Annotated in this window: 11 protein-coding genes and 1 pseudogene; 1 reads left to right on the forward strand and 11 read right to left on the reverse strand. The window is 55.6% G+C overall.

Annotated features, from left to right (window positions below; genetic code table 11):
* Window positions 1-2: 2 nt before the first annotated feature.
* The 9 genes and pseudogenes from FBY13_RS17255 to FBY13_RS17295 form a co-directional block, all read right to left on the reverse strand.
* The gene (locus FBY13_RS17255) at window positions 3-887 is read right to left on the reverse strand and encodes an ABC transporter permease subunit (protein ID WP_063879186.1); all 885 of its coding nucleotides are present in this window, start codon (window positions 885-887) and stop codon (window positions 3-5) included.
* Window positions 884-1816: an ABC transporter permease subunit gene (locus FBY13_RS17260; RefSeq protein ID WP_109716132.1), complete on the reverse strand. Its 933-nt coding sequence runs from the start codon at window positions 1814-1816 to the stop codon at window positions 884-886. The genes FBY13_RS17255 and FBY13_RS17260 overlap by 4 nt, the downstream gene beginning before the upstream one ends.
* Window positions 1817-1898: 82 nt before the next feature.
* Window positions 1899-3440, reverse strand: a complete 1542-nt coding sequence (locus FBY13_RS17265; protein WP_096012402.1) for a glutathione ABC transporter substrate-binding protein — start codon at window positions 3438-3440, stop codon at window positions 1899-1901.
* Between the two features lie 22 nt (window positions 3441-3462).
* Window positions 3463-5328, reverse strand: a complete 1866-nt coding sequence (locus FBY13_RS17270; protein WP_145394699.1) for an ABC transporter ATP-binding protein — start codon at window positions 5326-5328, stop codon at window positions 3463-3465.
* Between the two features lie 15 nt (window positions 5329-5343).
* Entirely contained in the window at window positions 5344-6309 is a 966-nt protein-coding gene (gene dgcA / locus FBY13_RS17275; RefSeq protein WP_145394700.1) for an N-acetyl-D-Glu racemase DgcA, read from the reverse strand.
* Window position 6310: 1 nt separating this feature from the next.
* Window positions 6311-7318: an N-acetyltransferase DgcN gene (dgcN, locus tag FBY13_RS17280; RefSeq protein WP_145394701.1), complete on the reverse strand. Its 1008-nt coding sequence runs from the start codon at window positions 7316-7318 to the stop codon at window positions 6311-6313.
* Window positions 7319-7857: 539 nt separating this feature from the next.
* The gene (locus tag FBY13_RS17285) at window positions 7858-8838 is read right to left on the reverse strand and encodes a DUF4238 domain-containing protein (protein WP_186440828.1); all 981 of its coding nucleotides are present in this window, start codon (window positions 8836-8838) and stop codon (window positions 7858-7860) included.
* A 310-nt stretch (window positions 8839-9148) separates the two neighbouring features.
* Window positions 9149-9844 (reverse strand): DJ-1/PfpI family protein, encoded by a 696-nt coding sequence (locus FBY13_RS17290; RefSeq protein ID WP_145394812.1) that lies wholly within the window; start codon window positions 9842-9844, stop codon window positions 9149-9151.
* 180 nt (window positions 9845-10024) lie between these two features.
* A pseudogene (locus tag FBY13_RS17295) lies at window positions 10025-10255 on the reverse strand (alcohol dehydrogenase catalytic domain-containing protein); the annotation flags it as partial.
* 105 nt (window positions 10256-10360) lie between these two features.
* Here FBY13_RS17295 and FBY13_RS17300 point away from each other — a divergent pair.
* A complete protein-coding gene (locus FBY13_RS17300) occupies window positions 10361-11227 on the forward strand; it encodes a LysR family transcriptional regulator (protein WP_145394703.1) in 867 nt (288 codons plus the stop codon).
* A 196-nt stretch (window positions 11228-11423) separates the two neighbouring features.
* On the opposite strand, the gene FBY13_RS17305 is transcribed toward FBY13_RS17300, so the two are convergent.
* Window positions 11424-13970 (reverse strand): YbcC family protein, encoded by a 2547-nt coding sequence (locus FBY13_RS17305; protein ID WP_145394704.1) that lies wholly within the window; start codon window positions 13968-13970, stop codon window positions 11424-11426.
* 29 nt (window positions 13971-13999) lie between these two features.
* Window positions 14000-15562: an NADH-quinone oxidoreductase subunit L gene (locus tag FBY13_RS17310; RefSeq protein ID WP_145394705.1), complete on the reverse strand. Its 1563-nt coding sequence runs from the start codon at window positions 15560-15562 to the stop codon at window positions 14000-14002.
* Window positions 15563-15573 lie beyond the last annotated feature (11 nt).

Raw genomic sequence — 15573 nt, forward strand, 5'->3', positions numbered from 1 at the left:
GGTTAGCCCTTGAGTTTCGGGTCGAGCGTGTCGCGCAGCGCGTCTCCGAGCAGGTTAAACGCCAGCACGGTGATGAAAATCGCCAGTCCCGGAAACACGCTCATGTGCCATGCGCCCGCCATCATCATGCTACGGCTCATTGCCAGAATATTACCCCATTCAGGGACATCCGGTTCCGGCCCCAGGCCAATAAAGCTTAAGCCCGCCGCGGTGAGGATACTGGTGCCAATGCGCATGGTGAAATAGACAATTACGCTGGAAAGCGTGCCGGGCAGAATATGGCGCAGGATAATGATTCTGTCTGGTGCACCGGCACAGCGCACGGCTTCAACATAGGCAGCCTGTCTTAATGAGAGCGTCGAAGCACGTACAATACGGGCAAACACGGGAACGCTAAATACCGCGACCGCGATAATCACATTGTTCAGGCCCGTACCAAGAAGCGCCACCACCGCAATGGCCAGCAACATGCCAGGAAACGCGAACAACACGTCGGCACCGCGCATGATCAGCATATCAACCCAACCGCCGTAATAGCCTGCCAGTAAACCCAATACGACCCCGACAATCATGCCGAGCGTTACGGACAACACGCCAACATAGAGCGAGATTCGCGCCCCATAGATAATGCGACTGAGCAGGTCGCGCCCCAGTTCGTCGGTTCCCATCCAGTGTGCGGCGCTGGGCGGCGACGATAACGCCATCCAGTCCGGTGCCATCGGGTCCCAGGGTGCCAGCCAGGGGGCAAAGATCGCCACCAGGATCAGCAGCAGCACAAATCCGCCCGAAACCAGCGCCAGAGGGTTACGCACAAAGGCATGCAGGAAATCACGCCACGGCGAACGGATGACCTGTGGCGGGTTTTCAGTCAGCGATTGCATACTCATCTTGGCTCCTGTCGCAGACGAATGGCCGGATTGACGACCGCATACAGCAGATCGACCAGCAAATTAATCACAATAAATTCGAACACGAACAGCATCACCAACGCCTGAATGACCGGTTGATCCTGCGCCTTGATCGACTCAATCAACAGCCAGCCTAACCCCGGCCAGTTGAAGACGCTTTCCACGACGATGGAGCCGCCCAGCAGAAAACCGAACTGCAAACCCAGCATGGTAATCACCGGGATGAGTGCATTGCGCATCACATGTTTCCACGTCACCAGGCGGTTACGTAGTCCCTTGGCTCTTGCGGTGCGCACGTAATCTTCCTGCGCCACTTCAAGAAAGGCCGAGCGGGTAAACCGCGCCATTACCGCCGCCACAGAAGCCCCCAGCGTAATGGCAGGCAGGACAATATCGCTGGCCTTGTTAAAGCCGCTGACGGAGAACAGCCCAAAGGGCATCGCAACGAACTGGATAAGCAACAGCCCCAACCAGAAAGCGGGCATGGAAATACCGCCAACCGCCATGCTCATCAGCGTCCAGTCTTGCCATTTTCCCCGCTTCAGTGCCGCCAGCACGCCCAGCACCAGGCCGAGAATCACGGACCAGGCGAAACCCGCTAAGGCCAGCCACAGGGTTGGCATGAAGCCCTGCTTAATCACCTGCAGCACCGGTTGCTGGGTTCGGTACGTCGTGCCCAGATCGCCATGCAACAGGCTATCGATCCAGTGGACATACTGCTGCGGCAGAGAATCGTTCAGCCCGAGATGCTGTCGCGCCGCTTCGACGGCCTCAATGGGCGCATCCGGTCCCGCGTAGATGCGCGCCGGGTCGCCCGGCAGCAGCTTGATAAAACCGAAAACCAGCAGCGAGACCACCAGCAAAACCGGGATCATCTCCAGTAATCGGCGAATGATGTATGCAAACATGCCATTCCTTGAAATGAGGTGCGACGGGCACCCTCAGGTTTCTTGCCCGCACAGGGCAAAGAACCTGAAGGCGATCCGCGTCTTATTTAAACGACGCCTGAGTGAAGAGCAAATTGCCATCCGGCAGCATCGAAACGCCGTTCAGGGTGCTGCGTTTGCCAACCAGATTGTCGGGTGTGCCAAGGAAGGCCACTGGTGCATCCTTCCATAACAGCGTCTGCGCTTGCGCATAGGCAATGCCACGCTTTGCCGGATCGGCCGTCGCCAGCCCGGCGGCAATCGCTTTATCGACATCAGGATTGCTGAAATAAGAGACATTGTACGAGGTGGGTACCCAGGATTCTGTGGCAAACAGCGGACGCAGCGCCCAGTCGGCATCGCCTGTGGACGTCGACCAGCCGCCATAATAGAGGTCAAACTCTGCCTTTTTCGGGTCCTGTACGCCCCACAGCTTAGCGTTGCGCGTCCCCGAATCCATTGGTGTCACCGTGGCACGAATGCCCACCGTGGCCAGTTGCGCTTTCAGCACCTGAGCGGCGCGCACGCTGGCCGTCGCATTGGTGACCCAGAGCTTAAGGTCCAGACCATCAGGATAGCCCGCCGCTTTCAGCAACGCTTTGGCCTTGTCCGGTGCATAGTGGTAATCCGGATCGGTTTGTTTCTGATAGAACTGAACCCCTTCCGGCATTGCGGATGTGGCCGGTTTGCCCAAACCGGCAAAGGCCACCTTCAGCCACAGATTACGGTCAATTGCATAGTTGATTGCCTGACGCACACGAACATCCGCCAGCGGCTTGTGCTGCGTGTTAATCGCCATGTAATAAAGATAAATGCTGGGATCGCGCTGAATCGAAAGTTTGCTGTCCTGCTTCACGGCAGCGATCAGATCGGAAGGCAACGGCCAGATGGCATCCACCTGACCCGATTTTAACGCTGCCACCCGTGTGGCATCTTCCGGGCTGGGTGAGAAAATGACATGATCGACTTTTGGCCATCCCTGCTGCCAGTAACCGTCATACTTCGCCAGCGTCACCGCTTTGCCCGGTGTCCAGTTAACAAATTTAAACGGGCCGGTTCCCACCGGATGCAGTCTAAGTTGAGCTTCGTCCGGATACTGCTTCAGAATCGACGGGCTCCACATCACCGCAGAAGGATGCGCCAGCGTGTTAATAAAGGCACCAAACGACTGATTGAGATCGATTTTGACCTGGTCGGGTGCCAGCACCGTGACCTTGGCGATCATTTTGTACAGGCTGTTGCGCTTGAGCCCTTTTTTCTGGTCGGCGAGGCGATCAAGGTTGGCTTTGACGGCGTCGGCATCAAACGGCGTACCATCCTGAAAGGTAACGCCTTTACGCAGCGTCAGCGTAAATTCCGTCGCACTGTCGTTGGAGGTATAACCGGTCGCCAGCCAGGGCTGCAGCTTCATGTGGGCATCAAACTGGAACAGGCGCTCAAAGATGCCGCTCTGCACCGAGTAGCTGACATTATCGGAGGTATCGTGCGGGTCCAGTCCGGTAATATCGGCATACATTGAAATACGCAGATCCTGGGCCTGCGCGGTCATGACCAGCGTCGTCGTCAATGCGAGGGCGAGCGAAGTACGGCGAAACAGTGTTTTCATAAAATCTCCTGGTCGTTGAGGATTATCGCAATGCAATGCCGTCAGCAACCCAGTGCTGGGGCGCAACCTGCCGATAACGGGGTTTAGTGACCGTTTCACCCACCTTTCGCAACGGCGAAGGGATTTCGCTGTCATCGAAAATACGGGGCTGACGGTTCTCGGGGTCCGCTACCGGCACGGAGGCCAGCAGACGTTGGGTATAAGGATGTTGCGGCTGATTAAATACCGACTGGCGCGGCCCAAGCTCCACAATCTGGCCGAGGTACATCACCGCCACGCGATTGGCAATACGCTCAACGACCGCCATATCGTGAGAAATGAAAATCCATGCCACGCCGGTTTGCTGCTGGAGGTCCATCATCAGATTGACCACCTGTGCCTGAATCGAGACGTCAAGGGCCGATACCGCTTCATCAGCAATAATCACTTTCGGTTTCAGCGCCATCGCGCGGGCAATGGCGATACGCTGGCGCTGGCCGCCAGAAAATTCGTGCGGATAACGACGCGCGTGCTCGGGCAACAGGCCGACACTTTTCAGCAACGCATCGATTTGCGAAGAAGCCTGCTCCAGCGAGGACACCATGCCATGTAACAGCAACGGCTCGGCAATGGTGAACCCCACGGTCAGGCGCGGATTCAGGGAGGCATAAGGGTCCTGAAACACCATCTGAATTTCACGGCGGAGCGGCTGGAAGGCCGCCTCTTTCAGGTGCGAGATTTCCTTTCCTTCGAAGTGAATGCTTTCGGCATCACTGTTGATCAGGCGCATCAGCGCACGCCCGGTGGTCGATTTGCCGCAGCCGCTTTCACCCACGATCGCCAGGGTTTCACCCGGCCACAGGCTGAAATCAATCTGCTCAACCGCATGCACATGATGTGTATGGGTCGAGAAAATGCCGCTGCGGATGGGATAGTAGACTTTCAACCCACGCACATCCAACAGCGGCGCACTGTCGTAGCGAGCGGTATGCTGCTCGTCTCGTGCCGCGTGCCGGGCACCGAGCAGGGGAAAGCGTTGCGGCCACGCATAGTCGCGCATATCGCCCAGTTTCGGCACGGCCGCCAGCAGCGCTTTGGTGTACGCGTGCTGCGGGGCGGCAAAAATCTCTGATACGGTGCCCTGCTCGACCACTTCGCCCCGCAGCATAACCACGACGCGATCCGCGATTTCAGCCACAACGCCCATATCATGGGTGATAAACAGAACGGCCATCTGCTTCTCGCGTTGCAAATCACGCAGAATATGCAGAATGCGCGCCTGCACGGTAACATCCAGCGCCGTAGTGGGTTCATCGGCAATAAGAAGTTGCGGATCACATGCCAGTGCCTGCGCAATCATCACTCGCTGGCGCATGCCGCCGGAGAGCGCGTGCGGATAGCTCTTCATCACACGATCCACATCGGCGATACGTACCTGTTGAAGCAATTCACGCACGCGCGCATGGGCCTGTTTCTTGTCGTACTGTTGATGATCGCGTAAGGCTTCAGTGAGTTGATCATCAATGCGCAGCACCGGATTCAGCGAGGTCATTGGCTCCTGAAAGATCATCGCCATTTCACGACCACGCAACGTGCGGCGCTGAGCATCATCCAGAGTTTCCAGCGCATGCACTTTCCCGCCGCGATCGCGAAACTGCATACTGCCGCGATCGATACGGCCGCTGTTCGCCAGCAAGCCCATCACGGCGAGCGAAGTGACTGATTTACCTGAGCCGCTCTCACCCACTACGGCGACAATTTCTCCCGGATTAATGGCGAAACTGATGCCTTTCAGTGCCTGATTCTCACCACTGCGCCCACGAAATGAGACGCTGAGATCCCGAATGTCAAGCACCGGTGATGAACAGGCGGCACCTGCGGCTGGAGAAGTGTGTCGTGTGTCCGTCATGGTCGCCTCGTCGCGTTATAGCCAGATACGGCCTTCGGAGTAGTTCAAAAAGGGAGAGCTGTCGGCGGCAAGCCAAATAGGCCCATCTAAGTCGACGTGCTCTGCGTTGACCGCCACGGGCAATGCGGCTTCCATCGCCAGTGATGAGCCCAGCATGCAGCCGACCATAATGCGCATATTCTGCTTTTGCGCTTCATCGACCATCGCCAGCGCTTCCGTCAGGCCACCGCACTTATCCAGTTTGATGTTGATCATCTCGTAACGATTACGCAGTCCGGCGATATCCTCCCGCGTATGGCAACTTTCATCAGCACAGACGGGAATCGGATGATGGAAACGTTGCAGGTCATGATCCTGACCGGCGGGAAGCGGTTGCTCGACCATCGCGATGTTGTAAGCCTGAAGCGCCAGCAGCAGGCTTTCCAAATCCATACCTGACCAGGCTTCATTGGCATCGATAATGAGCGTGGCGCGCGGTGCCGCAGCGCGAATTGCCGCCACTTTTTCCAGCACCGCATCACGGTCGAGCTTAATTTTGAGCAGGATGGCACCACGAGATACGGCATCCGCCGCCGCCAGCGCCATATTTCCCTGGGTATCGAGGCTGAGGGTTTCCGCCGTGACCACCGACGATGGCTGAGAACAGGCACTGATTTGCCACAGCGTTTGACTGGCGCGGGCGGCATCCAGGCGCCACAGCGCACAATCCAGCACGTTGCGCGCGGAACCGGCGGGTAAACGGTGTTGCAGATCGTGGCGGCTCAAGCCTGCTTCAACGTCAGCGCGTACCGCTTCAAGCTCGGCCTGAACGCTGTCTGGCGTCTCATCGTAGCGCGCCGTCGGCGTACATTCGCCTTGCCCAATGAAGCCGTTTTGCTCAAGCGTGACACGGATAACCGTTACGCTGGTACGAACACCGCGCGAGATAGCAAAGGGCCGCGCCAGCGGCAGCGCTACCACGTCAATCTGCAACTGTCTCATCTCAACCACGCTCCTGCAGCAGCGCGGCGATCTCGTCAATACCAAAACGCACCGGGTCCGTTGCCGGTAAACCAAACTCGACGCTAATTTCGGCGCAATAGGCACGCGCTTCTTTTTCAGGATAATTAGAGGTGTTAATGGCAAAGCCAGCCAGCTGGACAGACTCACTGGTCACCTGCGCGGCGCGCAGATTGGCTTCAACGCACGCTTTCAGGCTGACCATGGGCTGATGAGGCAAATGGCGCATATGGGGGCGACCCATTTCATGACACATGACCAGCCAGTGCGGTTGTGCACCGTGCATGAGTCCCATACTGACGCCCGCATAAGAGGGATGGAACAGCGAGCCCTGGCCTTCAACGATGTCCCAGTGGTCATCATCATTAGCCGGGGACAGCGCTTCCGCCGCACCGGCAATAAAATCAGCGATGACCGCATCCACCGCAATCCCTTCGCCCGCAACCAGAATGCCGGTCTGCCCCGTAGCGCGAAAATCTGCTTTCATTCCGCGCTCGCGCATCGCCGCTTCCAGCGCCAGTGAGGTGTACATTTTGCCCACTGAACAGTCCGTCCCCACCGTGAGTATACGCTTACCCGTGCGCTTCTTACCGCTGCCCACATTGAGCTTCGGACGCATATGACGTAAGTCAAAAAGCTCCACACCAAACGTCTTTGCAAGCGTTACCAGTTCAGGTTCGTCCACCAGACGATGATGTAATCCACTGGCAACGTTCATGCCCGCTTCGATGGCACTTTTCACCGTCGCCAGCCAGTGTTCTGGCAGATAACCTCCTGCGTTGGCGGTACCCAGCACCAGGGTTTTTGCGCCGCGCGCTTTGGCGCGGGGGATGTCGAGCTCATCCAGACCCAGGCTGACAGTGCAGCCCGGCAGTTTAATTTCGCCAACGCACTGTTCCGGCCGCCAGATATGAATACCGCGCGCCGTTTTCGCCGCGAGTGGATCGGTAACATCACCAAGAAAAAGTAAATAAGGTTGTGGGATTAGCATGAGATTTCTCGTTTCAGACAAAGGTAAGGTTCTGAAACCACTATTTCATGCGTTTTGAAAGGTGACGAATGCTTGTTTGGTAGCAGGGTATAACGGCAGGCTATAGTCAGATAAAAAAGTGATGGTAACTCTGTTATTTCAACGTATCAGGATAAAATTCGTTCCCAATAAAAGGCGAGCTATAGGAAAATCATTCAGCCAGAGGTGTGCGAAACACTCGCCATGTTCATCCCCAAAGTGTCGTCCAAAAACGTTGTAGGTGTTTCATCTTATTGAGGACTTAACCGTGGCATAGAGGTTATCCTGATATACAGACAGGCTAAATCATGGTGAATGCGAGGGGCTTTTTTCAACCCTGTAAGAGATTCTCTGCGATGATGTCTGCTTTGTGCCAGAAGCAAACGTTGCTACATCACAATATGTTAATCAGCCGCAAACAGCTCAGTCAAGCGATGACGGGAGTGAGTTATAAAAAGTTGTCGCCCGCCATCATCACCAGCGGGGATGCTTGACTATACGCCCCCTCAGTTACAATTTGTTCAGTCTGCAATCTGTAATGTAAAAGCTAAATAATTTCGTTGATTGAAGTCCTTCTTATATAACCTAACGGTTTCTTTGTTTCTCGAAAATATAGTTTTGCAAGAGGAACGGGCTACTTTAGTATTGAGCATGTGTACTTCATCGTAACTTAGATGATTGCTCGAGAAATATTTAACCCCACTGGTATTTATTAATAGCGCTTTACTAGGAGATAATGGGTAATAATAATCAACAAATTCACCTTCACTTTCTTCTGGATTCAGATTTATCACTGGTTGATCAGATGTAATGAAGTCAATACTGGATTTGTTCTCAAGCAGAATGACTTTTCTGCTGCCGTTCAAGGACATGTCATAAGAAAGGTTTATTGCCATAAATGAACACATAAACCACCAGTTTCTATTGTAAAAATCCCTTAGACGATCCCGGGTGTGTATTTGGCCAGGAATCTTATCCAGTGACAGAATTAATAATTGCTTCATTTTCTGTGTCCTAGAAAATTGATGCCCTAAGAAATAACAAAACCCATAGTAAGTACCTTTATCATCCAAAGGAAGCAAGTTTCCTGTTTTTAATTCACTTAAAATTTTTATGGCGCTCGATTCTTGCTCGGACAAATAATTTTCGAAAGCACTGCTCTGTATAATATCTTGTAAGTTTATTCCAAGTTTTGCATTAAAAGCAGGTGATAATAAGGAGACCATTTTCTGTGTCTCGAATATCATATTCACAAAATTCCAATGAAGTTCTTTTAATGTCTCATTACATTTGTTTGTGAAGAGAGCTATGAGTTCTTTATCGCTTTCCTTCAACATACCTATTTTGTAGAAATCTTTTTCAAGTCCCAGACCTCTGACACTGTCAGATGCAATGTTAGATTTCTTTGTAATGTAGTAAATGTTGGTTCCATCAACTGTCCAATCCTGAAGGTAATGAGCCCATACATAATGATGTTTGGTTTTCTTCTCAAGAATTTTCATTGGATTCCTTTCGATGATAACGATAGTGAGTGATTTATAAACCATGTTACTGCTCTTGTCTTCGATAACTTAGAGGTTTACTGGATTAACTTTTTGTTTTTTCAAATCACTAAGCCACGCGCAGTATGACCCAATACCTTAGGGGGGAAGTTTCCTGCTCATCCCAACCATTCCCTTTTAGAGATCTTCAGCGGTATGGCTGAGGGCGAACTTCCGCTCCTCGCTCATAGCAGACATCACCTACCCACCGTCCGCTTCGTGCCAGAAGCAAACATGTAAAGTCAAAAAGCCCCCCTCTTCCACTCTGCCCTTATCTAAACAGTCTGGCTGCTGCTTTTAACGTCGCCTGCCGCCTCTTTTCCATAAAAGGCGCGGCCTGCTCCTGTGCGTTTTTTAACTGTTCTTTAGATGCGGTACGGGGTGAGCCGCAGGTAAAGGGAGGTTCGGGGTCATATTCCAAATGCAGTTGAATAGTCTGAGCAATATTGCTTCCGTGAATTTCTGACACAACGCTGAGCGCAAAATCGATACCTGAAGTTACGCCTGCGCCGGTAATACGATTACGGTCACGGACTACGCGCTCATTGACCGGCTCCGCACCTAACAACGCGAGTTGATCCAGAGAAGCCCAGTGCGACGTTGCTTTATATCCATTCAGAAGCCCTGCTGCGCCCAGAACCAGCGACCCAGTGCAGACAGACGTCACCAACCTGGCGTGTTCGCTTTGGGAACGGATAAATGAAAGGACGTCGTCATCGTCCATCAGGTTTATCTGTCCTGGCCCACCGGGAACACAAATTACATCCAGTTGTGGACAGGTTTTAAATGTGGTCGTTGGCTGTATAGCCATTCCACGATCGGAAACGACAAGATCCAGGTTTTTCCAGATGAGATGAACCTGTGTGTTCGGTGCCCTGGCAAAAACTTCATACGGGCCAGTAAGATCAAGCTGAGTAAGCGCCGGAAACAGGAGCAGCCCGATGGATGTGCAGACAGAATCACTCATAGAAAATCCTTCTATCTTAAAAAGATATAATGGCTTTTCCTTTAATAAAGACAACCCTTTGCTTAAAAAACAGACGCGCGCCGAATACATGTCATGCTCAACCCAGCGGTATTACCCTGGCGTTAAACGATGTATTGCTGGCCTGACATCATGACGGCGACGACGGTCAATCATCAGCCTGTCTTTCCCCACGGCGTCGACAACGCCCGCCGCGTCGTAACCCACGCCAGCCGGAAGCTCAAGCGGCATCATCTCGCGCATATATCCCGCGCGAAGTTTCCAGTCGATCGGATTGATGCCAGCCGCTTTGACTGCGATGCGTATCTGACCAGGGCCGGGTTCAGGTAGATCGATATCTTCTACCTTCAGGACCTCTGGGCCGCCATATTCATAAAAACGGACTGCTTTCATTTGATAACTCCTTACCCTGTGATGAGAGGCCCTGTCTTCCACTGAACCATAAATGGCGTATAGTGCTTAAAAATAAAACAGTTTGTCTCAAATATGGAACGAAATATGGATCTTAGTGCACTCGCCGATTTCAATCTCGTTGCCACTCATGGCGGGTTTGGGCGTGCCAGCCGCGCGAGTGGAAGGCCGAAAGCGACCCTGTCGCGCCATGTCAGCGCGCTGGAAGAGCAGATGAAAGTACGGCTGATCGAACGTGGTGGGCGAACGCTTCGTCTGACGCCGGAAGGCGCGATCCTGCATGCCCGTACCCTTGATCCCTTCGACGAAATTACGCAAGCGCTGGCAGAACTAAAAGCGGGCATAGGCCAGCCGCGTGGCGTATTGCGCGTTAGCGTGCCGCTGTTGTTCGCCGATGTCTCGGTTGGGCGCTTGAGCGCGGCCTTCTGCGCCGCCTACCCCGAGATACGGCTTGATGTCATCGCGGAAGATCGCCTCGTCGATTTGGTGAGCGATGGCTACGATGTGGTGGTGCGCTTCAATCCCCGCCACGACGACACATTGGTCGGTCGCAAGTTTTTGAACGATCGCCTGGTACTTGTTGCACCTCCACACCTGCCGCAGCCGCATTACGACGAAGAACCGCTGAAGCTGCCAGCGGTTGTACGCGCGGGTCGCGCCGTGGTTCCCGAATGGTCCATCATCGATGCTTCGGGCCGCGTGCGCACTTATCTCCCACAGCCAGTCATGTGCCTGTCGACGCCCTTTATGGCGCGCGATGCGGTACTTGCTGGCGCTGGCGTGGCCGTATTACCTCGCTCTGCCGTTGCTGACGCGTTAGCCTCGGGCCGGTTGGTCGAGTGGGGCACGGCGCAGGTGCCTGCTATCGAAGGTTGGGTACTGCACGCGTCGCGCCGACTGGTGAGTCCTAAGGTGAGCGCGTTCGTGGCGTTCCTGTGCGAGCACTTCGCCTGATGCGCGCATCGACGCCGGTGACTGTGTCCGTCCACAGCCCAGCCGTACCAGACTCAAGCCAGCCACGTCCCGATGGCGCGGCGTTGACGTCCGCAACCTTTTGCGCACGTCAACGCAGAAGTCACGCGTGCAGAAGCTGCCCTGAAACAGGCCGCCGCGGCATGTGTTCCGCCTACTGATCGGGAGGGATACGACGTCAGGCACTCTCCAGATGCACCGGGAGCCAGCGTCCGTGCTCATAGCGCAGCAAACCGGATGCCTCAAAGCGCCAGAGGTGAAGCCAGCCGTTATCCAGCAGTTGCCGGATGACCTCATGCTTTGCGATTACCGCTTCAATGGCAGTTTGCGGTGCATCGATGACCACAGTCAGACGCAGCGGCTCGTGCATCCAACGCTTGCCGTCATGGAGCGACTGCCGTGACAGACCGATGCGCAGATCGCCGCCGTTGCCCTCGAAGACGCCGATGCGTCCACCTACGACGTTATGCAACACCTTGTTGCCGCTGCCCAGCCTCTGCGGATCGCAAGTGGACGCGTGATACTGCCAGTTGATCCAGTGTGTGACCAGCATCGGGGCGGTCATCAGACCTTCCAGCAGGCTACCGTCAACATCCTCACTGGCATCGTAGTCATGCAGGAAACTGCGCCCGCTCAGGACTACGCCACGGCTACGCTGACGAGGCGCGATCAGAAAGGTGGCGTTGCCAGCAAGCCCCCATTCAGGCCGGGTTTGTGCACCGTCGTTAGCGCGACGACGTAACTGCCCCAGTAACTCATCTTTAGGCGCTCGCGGGTCCAGTTGAAGATCGGGCGCGCGGGCGCGGCGAACCTGGTCACAGGCTTGATTAACAATGGGTTGCAACCACGCGCAGCGCTCACGCGCACCTTGTGGCAACAGGTCGAGATCAAACCACTCGATTTCATCGGTGGTGGTATTGTGCAGCGCCGCCACAAACGCCGTGGAGTCCGGGACGTTCACCCCCTGCAATTTCAGCCCCTGGCGAACCGCTGGCTCGTTGAGCAACTGCGCCAGGCTGCGCGCATTCACTTCGCCGGTCTGACCACAGCATGCACCGCAGTCCAGTGCCGCTGCGTGGGCATTGTTGGCTGACTGACTGCCATGCCCAACGAGAAGCACTATCGGTGCCAGACGTTGTGTCAGGCCCATGGCATGAAGAATGCCTGCCGCCAGCTTAACTTTGGCCGCTGTATCCAGCCCAACCAGTTGAGGACGGCAGATCTCACGGTAGCGCGCGGGCAAGCCATCCAGATCGTCGCGGGGACGTGCTTTTTTGCGTGGCAGTAACCTGTTCATCAGCTTGACGGAGTAGCTCAACCCGGCCGCTTCCACAAAAGAGAAAGCGGCACCCGGCCAGTGGCTAATGGCATGCCACTGATCGGCCATGGCAAACCGGGTCTGACGCGATCTGCTGGCTGCATTTTGCCGTGCGGTATCGGCTTCGCACTGCGTCGAATCAGCACAGACAATACGGTCGTTGACCTCTATGGAAGGCGCAAGTAAGCCAGGTAACTGGGGACGCCGGGCTTGCGTAGCCAGCGGCGTGTAGGCAACCGGAAGGCCGAAGAATCCTGCACAGCCGATGGTCTGCACGCCAGGACTGGCGGCCTCCAGGGCGCGGCGCATCGGTTCACTACGCACATCAATGCAGAAGGCGGCCTGGACGTCGACAGCCTGGGCACCCACCTCCTGACCCTTTATCGGAGTCAGCCGATGCGCCAACTCACGCTGATAGCCGGTTTCCAGAGCCAACTGCCAGACTTCGTCAACCAGCATGGCCTGTTCGGCCTCTTCCAGCACCTGAGGGGCTTGTGTCCAGGCGTGCTGAAGCGAGATAAATGCCTGCAGGGTAGCCGCATCATCTTTGCATTCTAAAAGGATCATGCCCCAGGCTAAACGAATAGCCAGCAAGTCGCGCAGGTGCGTATCCTTGCCGCCCGCCAACTCAGCCTGCCAGCCCAGATAAGCGCACCAGGATGCCCACCCATTGACGGTAAGTAACACCGATTCCAGATAATCTGCCCACACCGTTTCAGGCAGGCCCAAACGCTCGATGACCCAGCGCCCGGCGTCCATGGCGTTATCCGGCAACGTCTTGATAGCTTTGTGGATGTTCGGTAAGCCCATTAACAAACCAATACCATGGTCATGCTTCAGAGTATCTCGCCAGAAGGTATACAACCCCTGGTGGCGATCGGGCTGCCAGCTCGCCTGATGTTCGTCGAAGTAAGCGGCGCAGGTCTGGCTAACCTGATGCGTGATCGCTTGCCGCCAGGATAACCTTTTGTGGCGATGGGGATCGTTGTCGAGCATATCGATGAGTAGCGGTAATTGTCCCTGCCGGGCGCTTGCGTGCAGCGCCTGGGTGCACTGTTCAGCCGTCAGGCCGGCCGCTTGCGCCTCAGGTAGCTGACGCAGCGCCTGGGTCAGATCGGCCATGCTAATGCGACCTTCGTGCCAGGCCAGGCTCTGCCGATCTCGCGGTGGGAAGACCTGAATACCGCCGAGCACCGCCATCCGGGCAGCCACCTTGCGCACCGGCATGCCGATACGCGACCAATGCGGATTGACCGCGATAGCGCGATCCAGTGGCCATGCAGGTGCAATCGCATGGCAGGCCTGCTGGCAGGCTTGCTCGATCGCAACCTGCCGTGAATCTGCATTGGTTGCGGATTGCGCCAGGCTCGCCGAAACGGGTTTCTCTTTGTGGGTCAGTGTATCCATCAGGAAACTCTCCAGTTTAATGGTGTTATTCAGCGCGGCCTGTCGACAACAGGTGCATCAGGGACGTCAGGCTCAGCGGGCGTGGACATTGCGGAAACCCCGTTCGCGGGCCATAGAAGCAGCGTCAGACGCGTATAGGCTTCGTCCAGGTAAAAACCCGCGTAGCTCCACCGACGCCAGCGCGACAAGCGTTGTGGCTGCTTTTGCAGCAACACCTGACAGACATACAGTGCTGCCATACCTGCCAGCGCGATCAGGCCCAGACGATCATCAGGAGCGTCCTGCAAACCGAGCGGCAGCATATGCAAAGCCAGGGCAACCATCGTCAGGCCGATAACCGTGAAGAGTCCGAAAAGAGATTGCAGCGTACGTGTCGAGCCGTCTTGCGCGTCAGGCAACCACAGCAAGGGTGCCCACGCCATGCCCAGCACAACACTCCACCACCAGGGCCAGGCGGCAAGACCTGCCAGCGTCAGCACCAGAAATACCGCTGAAATCGTTAATAGCGGGGCAAGAAGCACGCTCACCGTGCCGGGCAAGGAAACCCGGTGCAGCGCCTGCTGGCGAGTGTGTCTTACGCCTTCTGACGCGGACAGAAAAGCATGTGCTTTGTAGAGCGAATGACCAATGAGATGCAGAGCCGCCAGGGTAGTCAGGCCAAGTGCGCACTCAAGCAGCATAAAGCCCATTTGCGCGACGGTAGACCAGGCCAGGCGTACTTTTATGCTGATGCGCGTCAACATGACCATGCCTGTCAGCACCGCGGTCGTCAGCCCAAAAACCAGTAACAAGACTCGCGCAGCACTGGCCTGTTCTACCATCGGTGCGAAGCGAATCAGCACAAAGCCACCAAGATTGACGACGCCGGCATGCAGCAGCGCAGATACCGGCGTTGGGGCTTCCATCACCTGTATCAACCAGCCATGCACGGGCAGTAAGGCTGTGCGGAGAATGACCGCCATCACGAGCAACACGGCGCTCGCCTGCAAGGACACAGACGCACCCTGCTGGGCGATGTGCATCCACAGGGCTGACAGCGAGAAACTACCAACATCCCACCAGGCCAGCGCGGAAGCGCCGAGCAACATCACGTCAGCCATCCGATCGGCAATGTATTTTTTGTGTGCCGCAAACAGGGCAAAGGGGCGATCCGGGTAAAAGCAAAGCAGGTGCTGCAGCGCTATGCCTACAGCGGCCCAGGCCGCGATGAGCAGCAGCCAGTTATCGGCCAGCAAGAGCAGATGGACACTGCCCAGAACAGCGGTCAGTGCGCCCATGTAGCGTCGCTGGTTGGCTTCCCCTTCAAGATAACGCGCAGAAAACGACGCGATGACGTTGCCGAGCAGCTGCACCAGCAAAGCCAACACCAGGCCAAACGTCGTGGCTTTGACTATGCCGGGCCATTGCACGACACGGATGTCCGCAGTAAGAGACAGTCCGGTGAAGACAATAGTGCCATACGACAGAATCTGCAAAACACGCCAAAGTGTCGGTGTAGGCAGCCCGCCCCACCGCGTCAGTGCCGTTAACCCGAACATTAAAATTGCCGGTGCTAAAAAACAAACCAGGTAAAAAGCTTCAAGGATATTCATCGCCTAGCCCT

The sequence above is a fragment of the Pantoea sp. SJZ147 genome, assembly GCF_007828605.1.
In the GTDB taxonomy this organism is placed as follows: Bacteria; Pseudomonadota; Gammaproteobacteria; order Enterobacterales; family Enterobacteriaceae; genus Pantoea; species Pantoea allii.

Bases quoted from the DNA above. Each gene is read 5' to 3' on its own strand.
- FBY13_RS17290 (WP_145394812.1), bottom strand. From the start codon at position 9,844: ATGAGTGATTCTGTCTGCACATCCATCGGGCTGCTCCTGTTTCCGGCG.
- FBY13_RS17265 (WP_096012402.1), bottom strand. From the start codon at position 3,440: ATGAAAACACTGTTTCGCCGTACTTCGCTCGCCCTCGCATTGACGACG.
- FBY13_RS17255 (WP_063879186.1), bottom strand. From the start codon at position 887: ATGAGTATGCAATCGCTGACTGAAAACCCGCCACAGGTCATCCGTTCG.
- FBY13_RS17285 (WP_186440828.1), bottom strand. From the start codon at position 8,838: ATGAAAATTCTTGAGAAGAAAACCAAACATCATTATGTATGGGCTCAT.
- FBY13_RS17305 (WP_145394704.1), bottom strand. From the start codon at position 13,970: ATGGATACACTGACCCACAAAGAGAAACCCGTTTCGGCGAGCCTGGCG.
- dgcN (WP_145394701.1), bottom strand. From the start codon at position 7,318: ATGCTAATCCCACAACCTTATTTACTTTTTCTTGGTGATGTTACCGAT.
- FBY13_RS17270 (WP_145394699.1), bottom strand. From the start codon at position 5,328: ATGACGGACACACGACACACTTCTCCAGCCGCAGGTGCCGCCTGTTCA.
- FBY13_RS17260 (WP_109716132.1), bottom strand. From the start codon at position 1,816: ATGTTTGCATACATCATTCGCCGATTACTGGAGATGATCCCGGTTTTG.
- FBY13_RS17300 (WP_145394703.1), top strand. From the start codon at position 10,361: ATGGATCTTAGTGCACTCGCCGATTTCAATCTCGTTGCCACTCATGGC.
- dgcA (WP_145394700.1), bottom strand. From the start codon at position 6,309: ATGAGACAGTTGCAGATTGACGTGGTAGCGCTGCCGCTGGCGCGGCCC.
- FBY13_RS17310 (WP_145394705.1), bottom strand. From the start codon at position 15,562: ATGAATATCCTTGAAGCTTTTTACCTGGTTTGTTTTTTAGCACCGGCA.